At 73.9% G+C, this 17,886-nt stretch carries 18 protein-coding genes and 1 pseudogene; 12 read left to right on the top strand and 7 right to left on the bottom strand.

The annotated features are described in order from the left end of the window. From GQS09_RS19765 to GQS09_RS19750, 4 genes and pseudogenes are all read left to right on the top strand, one after another. Positions 1 to 261 (top strand): annotated as a pseudogene (locus GQS09_RS19765) (ArsA family ATPase); the annotation flags it as partial. 94 nt (positions 262 to 355) lie between these two features. Further along, entirely contained in the window at positions 356 to 832 is a 477-nt protein-coding gene (locus GQS09_RS19760) for a DUF5304 family protein (protein WP_165988128.1), read from the top strand. Between the two features lie 74 nt (positions 833 to 906). After that, complete coding sequence (locus tag GQS09_RS19755; RefSeq protein WP_165988126.1) at positions 907 to 1,848, top strand: ROK family glucokinase; 942 nt, start codon at positions 907 to 909, stop codon at positions 1,846 to 1,848. Positions 1,849 to 1,894: 46 nt separating this feature from the next. Next, entirely contained in the window at positions 1,895 to 2,830 is a 936-nt protein-coding gene (locus tag GQS09_RS19750) for an endonuclease/exonuclease/phosphatase family protein (RefSeq protein ID WP_165988124.1), read from the top strand. A 45-nt stretch (positions 2,831 to 2,875) separates the two neighbouring features. On the opposite strand, the gene GQS09_RS19745 is transcribed toward GQS09_RS19750, so the two are convergent. Beyond that, the gene (locus GQS09_RS19745) at positions 2,876 to 3,589 is read right to left on the bottom strand and encodes a hypothetical protein (RefSeq protein ID WP_165988122.1); all 714 of its coding nucleotides are present in this window, start codon (positions 3,587 to 3,589) and stop codon (positions 2,876 to 2,878) included. Beyond that, complete coding sequence (locus GQS09_RS19740; protein WP_165988120.1) at positions 3,576 to 4,358, bottom strand: carboxylesterase; 783 nt, start codon at positions 4,356 to 4,358, stop codon at positions 3,576 to 3,578. The genes GQS09_RS19745 and GQS09_RS19740 overlap by 14 nt, the downstream gene beginning before the upstream one ends. 204 nt (positions 4,359 to 4,562) lie before the next feature. Here GQS09_RS19740 and GQS09_RS19735 point away from each other — a divergent pair, with 204 nt between their 5' ends. The 5 genes from GQS09_RS19735 to GQS09_RS19715 all read left to right on the top strand — a co-directional run bounded on the left by GQS09_RS19735 (position 4,563) and on the right by GQS09_RS19715 (position 9,244). Beyond that, positions 4,563 to 5,297 (top strand): 1-acyl-sn-glycerol-3-phosphate acyltransferase, encoded by a 735-nt coding sequence (locus GQS09_RS19735; RefSeq protein WP_165988116.1) that lies wholly within the window; start codon positions 4,563 to 4,565, stop codon positions 5,295 to 5,297. 64 nt (positions 5,298 to 5,361) lie between these two features. After that, positions 5,362 to 6,717 carry a MacS family sensor histidine kinase gene (macS, locus tag GQS09_RS19730; RefSeq protein ID WP_165988114.1) on the top strand — a complete coding sequence of 452 codons (1,356 nt, stop codon included), beginning with the start codon at positions 5,362 to 5,364 and terminating at the stop codon, positions 6,715 to 6,717. Then, the gene (locus tag GQS09_RS19725; RefSeq protein WP_165988112.1) at positions 6,714 to 7,466 is read left to right on the top strand and encodes a response regulator transcription factor; all 753 of its coding nucleotides are present in this window, start codon (positions 6,714 to 6,716) and stop codon (positions 7,464 to 7,466) included. The genes macS and GQS09_RS19725 overlap by 4 nt, the downstream gene beginning before the upstream one ends. A 322-nt stretch (positions 7,467 to 7,788) precedes the next feature. Next, positions 7,789 to 8,790, top strand: a complete 1,002-nt coding sequence (locus tag GQS09_RS19720) for an NAD(P)-dependent oxidoreductase (protein WP_165988110.1) — start codon at positions 7,789 to 7,791, stop codon at positions 8,788 to 8,790. An 88-nt stretch (positions 8,791 to 8,878) separates the two neighbouring features. Continuing rightward, the gene (locus GQS09_RS19715; protein ID WP_165988108.1) at positions 8,879 to 9,244 is read left to right on the top strand and encodes a nuclear transport factor 2 family protein; all 366 of its coding nucleotides are present in this window, start codon (positions 8,879 to 8,881) and stop codon (positions 9,242 to 9,244) included. A 146-nt stretch (positions 9,245 to 9,390) separates the two neighbouring features. On the opposite strand, the gene GQS09_RS19710 is transcribed toward GQS09_RS19715, so the two are convergent. Further along, positions 9,391 to 11,352, bottom strand: a complete 1,962-nt coding sequence (locus GQS09_RS19710) for a chorismate-binding protein (protein ID WP_165988106.1) — start codon at positions 11,350 to 11,352, stop codon at positions 9,391 to 9,393. 361 nt (positions 11,353 to 11,713) lie between these two features. On the opposite strand from GQS09_RS19710, the gene GQS09_RS19705 reads away from it, so the two are divergent. Together GQS09_RS19705 and GQS09_RS19700 are read left to right on the top strand one after the other, a co-directional pair. Beyond that, the gene (locus tag GQS09_RS19705; RefSeq protein ID WP_165988104.1) at positions 11,714 to 13,072 is read left to right on the top strand and encodes a class II 3-deoxy-7-phosphoheptulonate synthase; all 1,359 of its coding nucleotides are present in this window, start codon (positions 11,714 to 11,716) and stop codon (positions 13,070 to 13,072) included. Between the two features lie 149 nt (positions 13,073 to 13,221). Then, entirely contained in the window at positions 13,222 to 13,515 is a 294-nt protein-coding gene (locus tag GQS09_RS19700; protein WP_399552565.1) for a bacterioferritin-associated ferredoxin, read from the top strand. Between the two features lie 33 nt (positions 13,516 to 13,548). Here GQS09_RS19700 and bfr read toward each other — a convergent pair whose 3' ends face one another. After that, entirely contained in the window at positions 13,549 to 14,031 is a 483-nt protein-coding gene (gene bfr, locus GQS09_RS19695; protein ID WP_165988132.1) for a bacterioferritin, read from the bottom strand. A gap of 176 nt (positions 14,032 to 14,207) precedes the next feature. On the opposite strand from bfr, the gene GQS09_RS19690 reads away from it, so the two are divergent. After that, positions 14,208 to 14,846, top strand: a complete 639-nt coding sequence (locus GQS09_RS19690; RefSeq protein WP_165988102.1) for a sulfite oxidase-like oxidoreductase — start codon at positions 14,208 to 14,210, stop codon at positions 14,844 to 14,846. Here GQS09_RS19690 and GQS09_RS19685 read toward each other — a convergent pair. From GQS09_RS19685 to GQS09_RS19675, 3 genes are all read right to left on the bottom strand, one after another. Continuing rightward, positions 14,813 to 15,781 (bottom strand): deoxyribonuclease IV, encoded by a 969-nt coding sequence (locus GQS09_RS19685; RefSeq protein ID WP_313896225.1) that lies wholly within the window; start codon positions 15,779 to 15,781, stop codon positions 14,813 to 14,815. The genes GQS09_RS19690 and GQS09_RS19685 overlap by 34 nt on opposite strands. Positions 15,782 to 15,834: 53 nt before the next feature. Next, positions 15,835 to 16,641, bottom strand: a complete 807-nt coding sequence (locus tag GQS09_RS19680) for a transglycosylase SLT domain-containing protein (RefSeq protein WP_165988099.1) — start codon at positions 16,639 to 16,641, stop codon at positions 15,835 to 15,837. Positions 16,642 to 16,959: 318 nt separating this feature from the next. Further along, on the bottom strand, positions 16,960 to 17,886 hold a 927-nt coding region (locus tag GQS09_RS19675; protein ID WP_165988097.1), incomplete at its 5' end, for a Stk1 family PASTA domain-containing Ser/Thr kinase.

The raw sequence follows: 17,886 nt of genomic DNA, 5'->3' as shown, positions 1-17,886 counted from the left end.
CCGGGGCTGGCCGCGCTCGGGGTGCCCGCGGCCGGGCCGCCGCTGCCCGCGCCCGCACCGGAGACGGCCGGCTCCGCCCTGCGGCTGCCGCTGCCCGGGGTCCGCAGGGACGAACTGGGTCTGCTGCGGCGGGGGGACCGGCTCATCGTCTCGGTGGGCCCGTTCCGCCGCCGGCTGCGGGTGCCGCCCGGCTGCCACTCCCGTCCCATCAGCGGTGCGGCGCTCGACGGCGGAGCGCTCACCGTGCGGTTCGCCACCTGACCGTGCACCGTCCCCCGCCGTCCGGGTGAACGCTCCGGTACCTTCGGGGCAGAAGGAGCTTGCCGAACTGTCCGCAGGGGCCGAGGAGGCCGCGATGAGCGAAGCCAACCCACCCGACGCCGTTCCCGATCCCCAGACCGACGCCGACGCCTGGGCCACCGCCTGCGGCGAGGACCTGGAGGCCGAGCAGGCCCGCTTCCGCGAACGCCGCCGGGCCGCGCCGGGCGGCAGCGGCGACGCCACCGAGGAGCTCCGCCGGCTGGCCCGTGCGGTGGCCGGCGGCCTGGACGAGGTGAGCGCCGGCCTGAGCCGTCTGGCCGGGCAGGCGCAGATCGTGCTCACCCCCTTCTCCGGGCGCAACGCCAAGGTGCTCGGGCATCTGCTGCGTGCCGGGGAGGAAGTGGCCGAGGCGTTCCGGACCGCAGTCGCCGGGTATGCATCCGACAGCGGCCGTCCGCATCCGGAAACAGACCGCAGGGGCGGCCCGTCTTCAAAGAATGAACGGGATACTCCCCCCAAACAGGGCGATAACGGCTTGGGCGACGGCCCATCCCGCATAGACCTGGACTGATACGGCACCTGACACCCTGCCTGCCTCCGGTACGGTGGTCCGCAGCGGGGAACCACCAATCCACAGAGGGACACATGGGACTGACCATCGGGGTCGACATCGGCGGCACCAAGATCGCCGCCGGTGTGGTCGACGAAGCCGGAAAGATCCTCGAAACCAGCACGGTGGCCACCCCGCCCACCCCCGAGGGCGTGGTGGACGCCATCGCCGACGCCGTCCGCACGGTCGGCGCGGGCTCGGGAGCCGAGGCGGTGGGCATCGGCGCCGCGGGTTATGTGGACGACAAGCGCGCCACCGTCCTGTTCGCGCCCAACATCAAGTGGCGGCGCGAGGCGCTCAAGGACAAGGTCGAGCAGCGGGTCGGCATGCCCGTGGTGGTGGAGAACGACGCCAACGCGGCCGCCTGGGGCGAGTACCGTTTCGGCGCCGGCCAGGGCCACGACGACGTCGTCTGCATCACCCTGGGCACCGGCCTGGGCGGCGGCATCATCATCGCAGGCCGGCTCTACCGCGGACGCTTCGGCGTGGCCGGCGAGTTCGGCCACATCCGCATGGTGCCGGACGGCCTGCTGTGCGGCTGCGGCAGCCAGGGCTGCTGGGAGCAGTACGCCTCCGGCCGCGCACTGGTGCGCTACGCCCAGCAGCGCGCCACGGCCAGCCCCGATCAGGCCGGGGTGCTCCTCGGCCTGGGCGACGGAACCCCCGAGGGCATCGAGGGCCGGCACATCAGCCAGGCCGCCCGCCAGGGCGACGCGGTGGCCGTCGACTCCTTCCGCGAGCTGGCCCGCTGGGCCGGCGCCGGACTGGCCGATCTGGCCTCGCTGTTCGACCCGTCGGCGTTCATCGTCGGCGGCGGCGTGTCCGACGAGGGCGATCTGGTGCTGGAGCCGATCCGCAAGTCCTTCCGCCGCTGGCTGGTGGGCAGCCGCTACCGGCCGCACGCCCAGGTGCTCGCCGCTCAACTCGGCGGCCGGGCAGGGCTGGTGGGCGCCGCGGACCTCGCCCGGCAGGGATAGACCGGACCGGGTGGCCGGGGCGGCGCGGTCGGCTAGGGTCGGCGGCATGAGCGCGCGCCTGCCCGCCGGAGCGGCCGGTCCGTCCGAACCACCGTCGTCGCCCCCGTCGCCCCCGCACCCGTCCCCCACCCCGACCCCGGCCCCGACCCCGACCTCTTCGTCCCCGGCCGCCGTCGCCGGCCCGGCAGCGTCCGGCGCACCGTCCGCGGCGGCGCGTACCGAGATCCGGCTGCTCAGCTACAACATCCGCTCCATGCGCGACGACCGCGGGGCGCTGGCCCGGGTCATCCGGGCCTGCGCCCCCGATGTCGTCTGCCTCCAGGAGGCGCCGCGCTTCATGGGCTGGCGCCGGCTCGCCGGCCGGCTCGGCAGGGCCACCGGGCTCGTCCACGTCACCGGCGGCGCCCCCACCTGCGGCACGATGATCATGTCCGCACTGTGGCCAAAGGTCGAACACACCGAGGATGTACCACTGCCGTACGGCCCCGGGCATCACCGGCGGGTGCTGGCCACCGCCCGGCTGCGGTTCGGCGACTCGGCCACCGGACCGGTGCTGACCGTGGCGAGCTGCCATCTGGCCAACAACTACCCCAACGAGCGGCACGCCCAGGCCGGGGTGCTGCTGGACCGGATCACCGGCCCGGGCGGGCTGGCCGCGGGCGGGCCGGCCGTGGTCGCCGGGGACATCAACGACCAGCCCTCCGGCCGTGCCTTCCGGCGGCTCGGCGGCGCGCTCCGGGACGCCTGGGCCGCCGCCCCGGAGGGCGGCGAGTACACCTGGTCGGCCACCCGCCCGCAGCGCCGGATCGACGCCGTGCTGTGCACCCCGGACATCGAGATCGTCGGCTGCGGCGTGCCCTGGGGCGCGCCGGGGATCGACCGGGACGATCTGCGGGCCGCCACCGACCATCTGCCGCTGCTGGCCGTGCTGCGCCTTCCGCCGCGCGCCGCGGGCCCCGGCGGCCCGTCGCCGTCCGCCTGAGGCGGCGGCCGCGGCCGCGGCCGGGACGGCGTTCCGGGAGCCGGCTCAGACGACCGCGCCGCCGCCCGGGTCGGGCCAGTCGTCGCGGCCGTCCCGCATCCGGGCGACGAGCGTGGCGAAGCCGCCCAGGAACCCGCCGACGCCCAGGGTGGTGATCCACCAGGTCATGGGCTGCCCCAGCATCGCCGTCAGCACCAGCAGCAGGGGGCCGCCCAGCACCGCCGTCCAGGCGAACCGGGTGGTCATATCGGTCGCGGGCAGCGGTGGCGGCTCGGGCGGCTCGAAGTGCCCCTCGTCCTCGTCCTCCGGCGCCCAGTCGCGCGGCCCTGGCCCCTCCCACGGGCCGTCGTGGCCGCCGTCGTCCCGGTCGTCCCCGTCGTCCTCCGCGTCCCCGTGGTCCCGGCCGTCCGCCGTCTCGCGGCCGCCCGGGCCCTCGGCGTCCGTGCGGTCCCACTGCCGGTCCTCCGGCTCCCGGCCGAGCCCCTCCGGCCCGGCGTCGGGACGCTCGCGGGCCCGCCGGCGCTCCTCCTCGGCGGCCTGCCCGGCGGCGCCCCCCGGGCCCGCTCCGGCACCGCTGCCGTTCAGCCCGTTCAGCGCCGTACGGTCCACGATGTCGATGCGGTCCTTGTCGGCGGCCTCGGGCCACACGCCCGGCGGGTCCGGGGGCTCATCGCCGTAGGCGGCGACGATCTGCGCCCATGCCGCTTCCTCGTCAATCGGCTCACGGCCCTCGCCGCGATCCTGGTCACGCTCCGTCACGTAGGGTCTTCCTCGTCGCCATCCGGGTGATCCGGGAGATGAACGCGTCGGTCTCCTGAAAGATACGCTCCGCGTCGTGATCCAACGTCGCCACGTGGTAGCTCTGTTCCAGCTCTATCGCCGTCAGATCGTCCGAGGAAACCAGGCGGCGCACCAGCTCCGAGTTGGCCGGCGGCACCACATGGTCGTTCTTGCTGGTCATCAGCAGCAGCGGCTGGGTCACCCCGGGAAGCTCGCCGTACACCACCCGCACCATGGCGCTCATCGAGTGGGCGGCGTGCAGCGGAACCCGGGTGTAGCCCGTCTCGGCCACGCCCGGTCTGGCGATGTCGCTGACGATTCCCCTGGTACTGGGCAGGACATGGCGCAGCACCGGCAGCGCGGCACGCTGCGCCGCGGCCATGCTCACCACCGGGTTCACCACCGCCGCGCCCCTGACCAGCTCCGGATGGCGGGCGGCCAGCCGCAGCGCCAGTGCGCCGCCCATGGACAGCCCGCAGACGTAGACCTCCGTGCAGCGCGCGGCCAGCGAGTGCAGCTCCCGGTCCACGGCCGCGTACCAGTCCTGCCACCGGGTGTACTGCAGATCCTGCCAGCGGGTGCCGTGACCGGGCAGCAGCGGCAGCGAGACCGTGTGGCCCCGGGCGGCCAGATGCCCGGCCCACGGGCGCAGTGACTGCGGGGTCCCGGTGAAGCCGTGGCAGAGCAGGACGCCCGTGCCGGAGGAGCCCTCGTGGACGTAGGGCTCGGCGCCGGGAAGCAGCTTCATCGGAGAACCTCCGTACGGCCGGCGGACGGAATCGCTGCCACCCTACGCGCGGTGCTGACCGGTCGGTAGCCCGGATCCCGTCCTCCTGCGCGTCCCGTCCTCCTGCGCGTCCCGCGCTTCTCCGCTCTTCCGGACCTCCGCACCGCGCCGTGCCGGGCGGAAGCCCAGTAAGGTCGGGATCACATCGGCGAAGGAGGTCCCGGGGTGTTGTACGAGGCATTGAAGGTGTCCGTCGGCGCCGGGCTCAAGGTCACCTTCCGCCCCTGGGTGGAGGGCCGGGAACACGTGCCGGCCACCGGCCCGGCCATCCTGGCCAGCAACCATCTCTCCTTCTCCGACTCCTTCTTCCTGCCCGCCGTGCTGGACCGCCGGATCACCTTCATCGCCAAGCAGGAGTACTTCACCACGCCGGGCGTGAAGGGGCGGCTGACCGCCGCGTTCTTCAAGGGGGTCGGCCAGCTCCCGGTGGACCGTTCCGGCATCCGGGGCGCGGGGGAGGCGGCCATCCAGGCCGGGATCGAGGTGCTGCGGCGGGGCGAGCTGTTCGGCATCTACCCGGAGGGCACCCGCTCCCCGGACGGGCGGCTCTACCGCGGCAAGCCGGGCGGGCTGGCCCGGGTCGCGCTGGCCACCGGCGCGCCGGTCATTCCGGTGGCGATGATCAACACCGAGAAGATCCAGCCCCCGGGCAAGGTGATCCCCAAGCTGATGCGGCCGGGCATACGGTTCGGCGCAGCGATGGACTTCAGCCGCTACCAGGGCATGGAGAAGGACCGCTTCGTGCTGCGCTCGGTGACCGACGAGGTGATGTACGCCATCATGAAGCTCTCCGGCCAGGAGTACGTGGACATCTACGCCACGGCCGCCAAGCGGCAGATCGCCGAGGAGGCGAAACGCCGGGCCGCGGAGGAGAAGCGTTCCGGCCGGTCCGGCGACTGACCGTCGCGGCGGGCGGGCCGGGACGGAGCCGGCGCGAGGAGCACCCGGGGGGAGGCATACCGGCATGGCGGTACCGGCGCGGGGCGCATCCGGGCCCGGTCCGGCGTCCCCGGCCGCTGCCCCGCAGGGGCCGCGGACGCCCGGCGGCGGCTCCGGCGGCACCCGCGGCCGGGGCGGCGCCGGGCGCGGTGTCGGCGCCTCGCTGGAGCGTCCGCTGTGGCAGGCGCTGACCGGCTACCGCCTTCTCACCATGGGCTACGCCTGGGTCGTCTTCGGCCTCAACTACGGCGAGTACGAGGCGCACGGCCGCCCCGCCGCGGGCATCGGCTATCTCTCCCTGCTGTCCCTGTGGACCCTGGCCACCCTGCCCCGGGTTGCCTCCGGCCGGCGGTGCACGGCGCCGTTCCTGGTCGCCGACATGGCACTGGCCCTCGGCGGCATCCTGTTCAGCCGGGTCGCCGACCCGGCGCAGGAGGTCGGCCCCACCCTGCCGTCGATCTGGACCGCGGGTGCCGTGCTGGCGGTGGCGGTCAAGGCGGGCTGGCGCTGGTCGGGCGTGGCCGCCGTGCTGGTCGGTCTGGCCGCCATCGCGGAGTACGGCGGCCCCGGCCGGTCCACCCTGCACAACGCGGCGCTGGTGTGCGTGGCGAGCATCGCGATCGGCTATGTGGTGGAGGTGGCCAGGGCCAGCGAGCGGGCCCTGGCCGAGGCGATGCGGATCGAGGCGGCCACCCGGGAACGGGAGCGGCTGGCCCGGGACATCCACGACGGGGTGCTCCAGGTGCTGGCGCTGGTGCAGCGGCGGGGGAGCGGAACGGGCGGCGAGGACGCCGAGCTGGGACGGCTGGCCGGGGAGCAGGAGCGCGCCCTGCGCAGCCTGATCACCGGCGGGGCCCCGGCCGTGCCCGCCCCGCGCGGCCCCGCCGCACAGCCGGAGGAACCGGGCGCCGGCCCCCCGGAGCTGGACCTTTGTGCCCTGCTGGGCGCCCGCGCCGGGGAACGGGTGATCTTCTCCGGCCCGGCCGGGCCGCTGCCGCTCCCCGCCGCCGCGGCGCGCGAGCTGGACGCGGCGGTCGGCGCGGCCCTGGACAACGTCCGGGCCCACACCCGGGACGCCGCTGGGGTCCCGGCCCGGGCCTGGATCCTGCTGGAGGACGAGCCGGAGGCGGTGCTGATCACCGTGCGGGACGACGGGCCGGGCATCCCGGAGGGGCGGCTGGCCGCGGCCGCGGCCCAGGGCCGGATGGGGGTGTCGCTGTCCATCCGGGGGCGGCTCCGCGAACTCGGCGGCACCGCCGACTGGATCTCCGTTCCCGGGCAGGGCACCGAGGTGGAGCTGTCCGTCCCGCGCGCCGCCCTGCGCGCCGCCGCCCGCCGCGCCGCACAGACAGACGGGGAATCCCGGGGAAGGAAACCATGACCCGCACCGGACCGGAACAGGCCGCCGGCCGCACCGCCGGGGGCGCCGCCGCCACCACCGTCATGGTGGTGGACGACCACCCCATGTGGCGGGACGCCGTCTCCCGCGATCTCACCGAGGCCGGGTTCGCCGTGGTGGCCACCGCCGGGGACGGGGTGCAGGCCGTGCAGCGGGCCCGGGCGGCCCGCCCCGAGGTGCTGATCCTCGACCTCAACCTGCCCGGTCTGCCGGGCGCCGAGGTGTGCCGCCGGGTGCTCGGCGGGCACGCGGCCGGCGGGCAGCAGGAGAACGCGCCGCGGGTTCTCGTCCTCTCCGCCAGCGGCGAGCAGGAGGACGTTCTGGAGGCGGTCAAGGCGGGCGCCACCGGCTACCTCGTCAAGTCGGCGAGCGTGGCGGAACTGCTGGAGGCGGTCCGCCGTACCGCGGCCGGCGAGCCCGTCTTCACACCCGGGCTGGCCGGGCTCGTGCTCGGCGAGTTCCGCCGCCTGGCCACCGTACCCGCGCAGCCCGGCGGCGCCCGGCCGGGTGACGGCGGCGACCCGTCCGTCCCCCGCCTGACCGGCCGCGAGAAGGAGGTGCTGCGCCTGGTGGCCAAGGGGCTGACCTACCGCCAGATCGCCGAACGCCTCTTCATCTCGCACCGCACCGTGCAGAACCACGTGCAGAACACCCTGGGCAAGCTCCAGCTCCACAACCGTGCCGAACTGGTCCGCTACGCCATCGAGCGCGGCCTGGACGGGGACGGCTGACGCGCCGCTCCCGGCGGGCCCGCGGACCCGCCGCACCGGAACGCGAAGGGCGCGCCCGGCGGGGACGTCCGGCGCGCGCTCCTGCGCGGACCGCCGGTCACCCGCCCCGGCTGCCTCCGCCGGCGGTTCGGCACCGGCCGGCCGGTCACCGCCCGGACACGCGGAGGCCCGCCCGGTGCCCCGCGTGNGCCGGCGGTTCGGCACCGGCCGGCCGGTCACCGCCCGGACACGCGGAGGCCCGCCCGGTGCCCCGCGTGCCCGGTGTGATGCACTTGCGGTGCCCCGCCCACCCGCCCGGCCCGTCCTGGAGAGAAGAGATCCGGTGACCGTTCTCGCGTTCGGCGTGCAGACCGACGAAAAGCCGCTGCTGGAGTCCGCCTTCGGGCCGGACCGTATCCGCTGCCTGGACGTCTTCCTCAACGAGGACACGTACCCGATCGCCGCCGGGCACGAGATCATCACCTCCAGCGTCAACGACCAGCTCGACGGCACCGTGCTGCGCGGCCTCGCCGAGGGCGGAACCCGGATGGTCGCCCAGCGGGCCACCGGCTTCAACAACATCGACCTCGGCACCGCGAAGGAACTGGGCCTGACCATCGCCCGGGTGGGCTACTACTCGCCCCACTCCGTCGCCGAGTTCGCCTGGACCCTGGCCATGGCCGTGAACCGGCGGGTGGTCCGGGCGGCCCGCCGTACCCGGGAATTCGACTTCCGGCTCGACGGCCTGATGGGCCGCGACATGCACGGCGCCACGGCGGGCGTGGTCGGGACCGGCAAGATCGGCGAGGCCTTCACCCGCATCGCCCACGGCTTCGGCATGCGCCTGCTCGGCTGGGACGTCCGCCAGAACCCGGCCTGCACGGAGCTGGGCATGGAGTACGTCGGACTCGGCGAACTCCTCGCCTCCGCCGACCTGGTCAGCCTCCACGTCCCGCTGCTCCCCGCCACCCACCACCTCCTCGGCCCCGGGGAACTGGCCGCCATGAAGGACGACGCCATCCTGGTGAACTCCAGCCGGGGCGGCCTGATCGACACCGAGGCCCTGGTCGTCGAACTCCGCAAGGGCCGCTTCAGCGGCGTCGGCCTGGACGTCTACGAACTCGAGGCCGGCCTCTTCTTCACCGACCGCTCGCTGGAGCCGGTCGAGGACGACACCCTCGCCCGCCTGGTGACCTTCGGCAATGTCATCGTCACGTCCCACCAGGCGTACTTCACCCGGGAGGCGGTCGGCCAGATCATCGAGACCACCCGCCGGAACGTCGAGGACTACCGGGCCGGCCGCACCGGCGAGAACACCCTCACCGCCCCGGCCGCCGCCTCCTGACCGCCGGCCGGCCGTGGTTCCCCCGCCGCATCCGGGGTACCTGCGACGGCGGCGAGACGGCGGTGAGACGGCGGTGAAGGTGGTGACCATGGCGGACGACCTGCGGGAACGCTCGGCCGAGACGGTGTTCGAGGACCATCTGCGGCTGGCGGCCGCGCACCGGTTCGACGAGGACATCGAGCGCAATGTCGCGCCCGACTGCGTGATCCTCGAGCGGCGCGGGATCTTCCACGGGCGGGAGGGCGCGCGGGAGCTCGCGCGTCTGCTGGCCGGGGAGCTCCCGGACGCGCCCTACGTCTACACCAGCCGGCTGGTCGCCGGCCGGATCGCCTTCCTGGAGTGGACCGCCGAGGCCGCCCGCACGCGGGTGCGGGACGGTGCCGACTCCTTCGTCATCGAGAACGGCTGGATCACCGCCCAGACCATCCACTACACCGTCGAACCGGCGTCCTGACCCGCGGCCCGCTGCCGGGCTCCCGACACCCGGTCGCCTCCGGGGTCCTGCCGGCGCAGCCGCTCCGGTGCGGGCGCCGAGGACGCCGCCCGGTCACGGCGCCCGCCGTGACCGGGCGGCCGGACCCGCGAGCGGGGTGCCCGCCCTCAGCCGGGGTCGGGGGCGGTGGCGTCGGCGGGCCGGCGGAGCCCTTCCAGCAGCTCGCCGACGATGGCGGGGCCGTCCATGGTCAGCACGGACTCGGGGTGGAACTGCACCCCGGCGAAGCCGGGGCCGCGCAGCGCGTGGACCTCTCCGGTGTGCGGATCGCGGCTGACCCGCACCCCGTGCAGAGCCAGTTCACCGACGGTCGGCTCGTCGCAGCGCGCGGTGTAGGAGTTGTAGAAGCCGACCGTGCGGGTCCGGCCGAAGAGATCGATGCGCTCCTGGGCGCCCTGGTACGGCTGGTTCCTGCGCACCAGTTCCAGGCCCAGTTCGGCGGCGAGCAGTTCGTGCCCGAGACAGACGCCGAACAGCCCGCCGCGGTGCCCGCGCACCAGATCGGCGGTGAGCGCGCGCAGCAGCCGCATCTTGGGGTCGGCGGTGTCGCCGGGATCGCCCGGCCCGGGGCCCAGCACCACCGGGCCGTCGTGGGCCAGCGCCTCGGCGCACATGCCGGGGGCGTCGTAGCGGCGCACGGTCACCCGGTAGCCGGTGGCCTCCAGCAGGTGGGCCAGCATCGAGGTGAAGGTGTCCTCGCCGTCCACCACATAGGCGTGGCCCAGCGGCGTGGCGGGGGCGGCGGCGTCGCCGGTCTCCGGCTGGAGCCGCAGCCAGAACGGGGCCAGATCGGCGCGGCGGGCGGCCAGGGCGGCCTGCACCCGGGGGTTGTCGGCAAGCGGCGGGGCCGCACCACGGGCGTGCGGGGCGCTGCCGCCGTCGCGCACCCCCAGGGCGGTGAGCACGGCGGCCGCCTTGGCATGGGTCTCGGCCACCTCGCTGCTGGGGTCGGAGTCCCGCACCAGGGTGGCGCCGACCGGCACCTCCAGCCTCCCGGTGGCCGCATCGATGTCCACGGTGCGGATGAGGATGGGGGAGTCCAGGGTCTGCGCGCCGCCACCGTCCCGGCCCAGCAGGGCCAGTGCTCCCGCGTAGTAGCGGCGCCCGCCGTGCTCGTGGCGGCGGATCACCCGGCAGGCGTTCTCCACCGGCGAGCCGGTCACGGTGGCCGCGAACATGGTCTCCCGCAGCACGTCCCGGACGTCGAAGGAGCTGCGCCCGCGCAGCTCGTACTCGGTGTGCGCCAGATGCGCCATCTCCCGGAGCCGGGGGCCGACGACCGTGCCGCCCCGGTCCCCGACCGTGCACATCATCTTCAGTTCCTCGTCCACCACCATGGACAGTTCCTCGGTCTCCTTGCGGTCGGCGAGGAAGGCCAGCAGACCGTCCACGGTCGGTCCGGCGGCCGGGTAGCGGTAGGTGCCGCTGATCGGATTCATGACGACCGTCCCGCCGGTCATCCTCACGTGCACCTCGGGGCTGGCACCGACCAGCGTGCGGGCCCCGGTGTGCACCACGAAGGTCCAGTAGGCGCCCTGCTCGCCGGCCAGCAGCCGGCGGAACAGCGCCAGCGCGTCCAGCGGGGTGCAGGCCGCGCCCCGGTCACCGGTCAGCGTGCCCCGGAAGGTCCGGCGGATCACGAAGTTGGCGCCCTGCCCGGCGCCGATCTCGTCCGTCACGACGCGGCGCACGATGTCCGCGTACGTGCCGTCGTCGATGTCGAAGGCGCCGTCCGCCACCTGCACCGGGTGCGCGGGCAGCAGCCGCAGCGCCTCGGCCACCGGGATCGCGGCGGACTCCCGCGGTACCAGCACGGTCAGCGGGGTGCCGTCGTCGGTGGCCTCGAAGCCGCGCTCCCGGATCTGCCGGAACGGCACCAGCGCCAGCGCGCCGCCCTCCGGCACCGGCAGCTCGGCGAGCCGGGACAGCTCCCGCACCTCGCCGGTCATGATCTCCACCAGGTCCTGGTCGTGGCCCGGTGTGCGCCGCCGCAGCAGGGCGAAGGGCGGGCAGGCGGCGGCACCGGAGGCGCCGCTGCTCCCCGCCAGGCGGAGCAGTCGTTCGAGCATCGCGGTGGTTCCTTCCGGTCATGGACGCCTGCGGGGAACCGGCCGCGGAAACGCCGAAGGCCGCCCCCTCGGGCGGCCTTCGCGTGGATTCTGGGTACGCGCAGTCAGTGGGCCGCCGGGTCGACGGGCCACCACCAGGAGTAGGTGAACTGCGCAAGCATGGCGCACACCTTAGCGGAGCCGGGCCGCCGCGGCGCAAGCCCCCGCCCGGACGGCGGATGCGCGGTGCGCACACGCCGCCGCGCAGCGTCCCGGAATGTTCCGGTACGTTCCCGGGCTTTTCCGCCCGTTTCCGGGACGGTGCCGTCTCATTTTCCGGTACGCGAACGGGACGCCGGCCGCCACGCCGTACGCTGGCCCTGTGACCGTCAACGCTGACAGCAGCATCTCCGCCCCCACCTGGAACACCTGGCGTGACCTCCCCGCGGCCCAGCAGCCGGACTATCCGGACCGTGCTGCGCTGCGTGCCGTCCTGCGGGACCTGGAGGGCTATCCGCCGCTGGTGTTCGCGGGCGAGGCGGACCAGTTGCGGCAGCGGCTGGGCGCGGTGGCGCGCGGCGAGGCGTTCCTGCTCCAGGGCGGGGACTGCGCCGAGGCGTTCGACCAGATCAGTGCCGAGCAGATCCGGGCCAAGCTCAAGACGCTGCTCCAGATGAGCGCGGTGCTCACCTACGCGGCGGCGGTGCCGGTGGTCAAGGTGGGCCGGATCGCGGGCCAGTACTCCAAGCCCCGCTCCAGGCCGACCGAGACCCGCGACGGCGTCACCCTGCCCTCCTACCGCGGCGACTCGGTCAACAGCGCGGACTTCACCGCCGCCGCCCGCACGCCCGACCCGGAGCGGCTGCGCCGGATGTACCACTCCTCGGCGGCCACCCTGAACCTGGTGCGCGGCTTCACCACCGGCGGCTACGCCGACCTGCGCCAGGTGCACGCCTGGAACCAGGACTTCGTGCGCAATTCCGCCTCCGGCCAGCGCTACGAGGCGCTCGCCCGGGAGATCGACAGCGCGCTCAACTTCATGAAGGCCTGCGGCGCCGACCCGGCCGAGTTCCACTCGGTGGAGTTCTACGCCTCTCACGAGGCGCTGCTGCTGGACTACGAGACCGCCCTGACCAGGGTGGACTCCCGCACCGGCACGCTCTACGACGTCTCGGCGCACATGGTCTGGATCGGTGAGCGCACCCGCCAGCCGGACGGCGCGCACATCGAGTTCGCCTCCAGGATCCGCAACCCGATCGGGGTCAAGCTGGGGCCGGGCACCACTCCGGAGGAGGCGCTCGGCTACATCGAACGCCTGGACCCGGAGCGCGAGCCGGGCCGGCTCACCTTCATCACCCGCTACGGCGCGGACAAGATCCGCGATCTGCTGCCCGGCCTGGTGGAGAAGGTCACCGCCTCCGGCGCGCAGGTGGCCTGGGTCTGCGATCCGATGCACGGCAACACCTTCGAGGCCGCCTCCGGGCACAAGACCCGCCGCTTCGACGACGTGCTGGACGAGGTCAAGGGCTTCTTCGAGGTGCACCGCGGTCTCGGCACCCATCCGGGCGGCATCCATGTGGAGCTGACCGGCGACGACGTCACCGAGTGCGTCGGCGGCGGGGACGAGATCTTCGTGGACGATCTGCACCAGCGCTACGAGACCGCCTGCGACCCGCGGCTCAACCGCAGCCAGTCGCTCGACCTGGCCTTCCTGGTGGCGGAGATGTACCGGGCGCAGTAGCCGGCACCGGGCCGCCGGGCCGTGCCGGACTGTCGCGCCGCGCCGGACTGCCGTGCCGTGGGGTGCGGATCACAGCGGATCCGCACCCCACGCCACTTTTGCGCCCGCCGGGGCGGCAGGTAAGGTAAGTCTTACCTCACCAACTGCGCGTGAGGGTGGTGACCGCTGCGGTGATCCCTCAGCCGGAGGTGAAGGTGTACGTCTGCTCGTGCTTCGGCATCACCGAGCAGCAGGTCCGCGAACACGCGGAGGCCGGCGCCTGCACCCCGCGGCAGATCGCCTCCGCCTGCAAGGCGGGCACCGACTGCGGTTCCTGCGTGCGGCGCATCCAGGGCCTGCTGGGCCGGGACGCCTGCCCGCGCCGGGAGGGCCTGGCGCGGCAGCTCGCCGCCGAGGCCCCCGCCCCGGCCGCCGCCGTGCCCGCGGTCCCGGCCGCCGTCTGATCCGGCTGCCGGCCGGCCCGCGCCGCCGGTGCCTCAGTCGCTCCCGGGCTGCTCGATGAGCTGCGCGATGTAGAGCGGCTCGCCCAGTTTCTCGATCAGCTCGAGCTGGGTGTCCAGGTAGTCGATGTGGTGTTCCTCGTCCGCCAGGATCGATTCGAAGATGTTCGCCGAGGTGATGTCGCCCTTGCTGCGCATCAGCTCGATGCCGCGCCGCAGCCGGTCGATGGCCTCCACCTCGATCTGGCGGTCGGCCTGGAACATCTCCGTCACCGTCTGGCCCACCCGGACATGGAACAGCCGCTGGTAGTTGGGCAGCCCTTCCAGGAAGAGAATCCGGTCGGTGAGCACCTCGGCGTGCTTCATCTCGTCGAAGGATTCGGCCCGGGTGTATTTGGCAAGCTTGGTCCAGCCGAAGTTCTCCTGCATCTTGGCGTGCAGAAAGTACTGATTGATGGCGGTGAGCTCGGCCGTGAGCTGCTCGTTGAGGAACTCGACGACCTCGGGATCGCCCTGCATGGCGGTGAGCCCCCTTCCGGGTGGGGAGAGGTGGACGTTCCCGCGCATCGTGACACCTCGGGGCGGTTGCGTCCAGTAAGCGAAGCCTTACCGAAATGCCCTGGTAGCGGCGGTGCGCGGCCCGTCCCGGGGGTGGCGGTGCGGGCCGCTCCACCGGGTCTGTCACCATGGACGGCATGGGTCAGCCGGAGCAGCACGCGGGGGAGCGCACAGGGTCTTCCCGGGACCGGCTCCCGCCCGGCCAGCGCCTTCAGCGCGGCTGGCCGGTGACCCACTACGGGCCGGTGCCGCGCTACCGTGCCGAGCGCTGGGAGTTCCGGATTTTCGGTGCCACCGCGGACGGCGAGAAACACTGCTGGACCCATGAGGAGTTCTCCCGGCTGCCCTATGAAACGGTGGTCGCCGACCTGCACTGCGTCACCAAGTTCTCCATGCTGGACGTGGAGTGGGGCGGGGTGCCGGCGCGCACCCTGCTGCGGATGGTGCCGCCGGCGGAGAATGTCACCCATGTGATGGTGTGGGCCGAGTACGGCTACAGCGCCAATCTCCGGCTCGCCGACTTCGCCGACGGGAAAACCATTTTTGCCACCCACCGTTCGGGTGAACTGCTCACCGCCGAGCACGGTTTTCCGGTCCGGCTGGTCGTGCCGCATCTCTACGCCTGGAAAGGCCCCAAATGGGTGCGCGGCGTGGAGTACATGACCGCCGACCGCCGGGGATTCTGGGAGGAGCGCGGGTATCACAACATCGGCGAGGTGAGCGGCGAGCAGCGCTACTCGTATCAGGAGGAACCGGGAGAGGGACCGGAGCTCTGAGCGGCCGGGCGGCGGGCGGCCGGGTCCGCGGGGCCCGGTCCGGGGGCGGGGGCGGCGGCGTCCCGCAGCTCCTTCAGCCGGGCGACATCGGCCGCGTGCCCCTCCGGGCCGCCGGGGGTCTCGGTCACCAGCGGTACCCCGGCCGTGGCCGGGTGACGCAGCAGCGCACCGAACGCCCCGGCCCCGATGTGCCCGGCGCCGATGTTGGCGTGCCGGTCCTTGCGCGCACCGCAGACGTCCTTGGAGTCGTTGGCGTGGATCAGCCGCAGCCGTCCGGGACCGGCGGCGGCCGTCAGCTCGTCCAGCAGGGCCGTCACCCCCTCCGGGGCGGCCAGGTCGTGCCCGGCGGCAAAGGCGTGGCAGGTGTCCAGGCAGATCCCGGCCCGGGGGTGGTGGTCCAGGGCCGCCAGATACGGGCCCAGCTCGGCCATGGCCGAGCAGAGCGAGAACCCCTGCCCGGCGGTGGGCTCCAGCAGCAGCCAGGGGTCGTCGTCCCCGGTCAGCTCGTCCAGCAGCGGCAGCAGGCGCTCGCGCAGCTGGGCCAGGGCGACGGACCGCTCCCGGCCGCCGGTGGCCGAGCCGGTGTGCACCACCACGCCGCGCGCGCCGATGGCCCGGCCGCGCCGCAGCGAGTGGCGCAGCGACTCCACCGACAGCTCCACGGTCGCCGGGGTGTGGGAGCCGAAGTTGATCAGATAGGGGGCGTGCACATAGACGGGCAGCGATTCGGCGGCGCAGCGCTCCCGGAACTCCGCGTCCTGGGCCGGGGTCCCGGCCGGGGTGGCCCAGCCGCGCGGATTGGCCACGAAGACCTGCACCGCCTCGGCGCCGATGCGCCGGGCATGGGCGAGGCCGGTGCGGGCCAGACCGCCGGCCACGGGGACATGGGCGCCGACGGGGCTGCGCTCGCGGGGACGGGGACCGGGGCCGTGCACCGGCCCAGTATTCCAGGCCGGGCCGGCCCCGGTCGGCCCGGGCCGTCCGCCGGTCAGTAGGCGCCGAAGACGTTGTCGATGGAACCGTAGCGGTCCCAGGCGTAGTTGGCCGCGGCGACGATGTTGGCGACCGGGTCGTAGATGTCGTACGGGGTGCCCTCGACGTGGTAGGCGTCGAAGGTGGGCTGGATCACCTGGAGCAGCCCGATCGACGGGGTGCCGTTGATGGCGTTGATGTCCCAGTTGTTGATCGCGTTCGGATTGCCGCTGGATTCCCGGATGATGTTGCGGTACAGGCCGTCGTAGCTGCCCGGGATGCCCTTGCCGGCCATGATGTCCAGCGCCTCGCGGATCCAGCCGTCCAGGTTGTCGGCGTACTGTGCGGTGCTGACGGAGGCCTGGATCACCTGCGGCCGCTCGGCGGAGCGGGTGGCCTGCTGCTGCTCAGCCTCGCGCTGCCTGCGGGCCTCCTCGGCGGCAGCGGCCTCCTCCTCGGCCTTGCGCGCGGCCTCCTCCTGGCGCTGCTTCTCTTCCTCGGCCTGGCGGGCCTTCTCCGCCTCGGCCTCGAACTCGGCGGCCTTCCGGGCGGCCAGGGTCCGGGCCTCCTCCTCGGCGTGGGTGCGGAGCTGGGACTCCCACTGGCGGCCCAGGCTCTGCTGCTGCCCGCCGGTCTCGTCGGCGCCGATCTCCCACGCCGCGGCTTCCGGAGCGAGGGAGCGCACCTCGCGGCCGTCCCCGGAGGCCGGTGCGGGCACCGCGGTGAACGCCAGGGCCGCCACGCCTGCGGTGAGCAGGGACCCGGCGGTGACCTTCTGCGCCACGGGTATCCGACGCAGGCTGGGAAGGCGATAACTGGGCATGCATACCTCTCGCTGTCCGCCGCCGCGCTTTTCGCGGCAATGAGCGAAGGCTTTGGTAACAGCCCGGAGAAAAGGCTGGCAAAGGGCGCCTCTACTAAAACCGGTAGTGCTCGCCGGGGCGGGCGAAAAGGTGCCCGTCACCGCTCGGTAATGGTGTGCAGGCGTAATCTGCGGAAAGGCTCATAATTCGCGGGCAACTAGGCCCGGTCGTAGTGGACCAAAGTCCTATGAGCGGCCTCACAGAAAACCGCCGGAGCGGCGCTCGCCGCCCTCAGGGGCAGATGCCGGGAAAAGCCCTCGAACCGGACATGAGGTGCATCAACGGACAAAGATGGTGATGGTCGAGCCCTTGGGGGCGGAGTCCGGCTCCCGCACCGACTGGTTGAAGACCGTGCCGGTGAAGAAGAAGCGCTGGACGTTCACCTCGAAGCCCGCGTCCTCCAGGACCCGGGTGGCCTCGTCCTCGGGCAGCCCCCGCACATCCGGCACGACCACCATCTCCGGGCCCTTGGAGATCGTCAGGGTGACCGTCTCGCCCTCGCCGGCCGTGCTGCCGCCGGCCGGGTCCTGGTCCGCCACCGTGCCCTCCGGCTGCTCCGAGAAGACCCGCTCGGCGGCCACCTCGACCTCGAAGCCGGCCTCCCGCAGCTGCTGCTGCGCGGTGCCCTCGGGCAGGCCCACCACACCCGGCACCCGCACCTCGGCGCCCCGGCTGACCACCAGGCCGACGGCGGTGTCCGGCCGCAGCTCGGTGCCGGTGGGCGGGTCCGTGGCGATCACCGCACCCCGGTCGACGGTCGGGTGGAACCGGCCGGTCTCCTTGCCCGGGGTGAGCCCTTCCTCGGTCAGCAGCCGCTTGGCCTCGCCCAGCGGCACGCCCGCCAGATCGGGCACCGCGATCACCTCCGGCCCCTGCGAGACCACGAGGGTGACCACGGCATTCCGCCGGACGCGCTCCCCGCGCTCCGGGTCCGTCGCGATGACCCGGCCCTCCTCGACCGTCTGGGAGAAGGCGTACTCCACCTTCACCCGCAGCCCGGCCTCCTGCAGGGTCTGCCGGGCCTCCGCCTCGGGCATCGCCAGCACGCCAGGGGTGCGGAGGAACTGGCCGGAGTTGATGTACCACACGCCGGCGCCGACGCCGAGACCCACCAGCACCAGCCCCAGCAGCGAGAACAGCGCACGCCGGGACAGCCCGCGGCGCCGCCCGGGCGGCGGCCCGGCGGGCGGGTGCGGCGCGCCGCC

It is taken from the genome of Streptomyces sp. YIM 98790 (genome assembly GCF_011421595.1).
Classification (GTDB): Bacteria; Actinomycetota; Actinomycetes; order Streptomycetales; family Streptomycetaceae; genus Streptomyces.
Note: the sequence above shows the minus strand (reverse complement) of the source record. Positions and strands in the feature narration are given on the sequence as shown.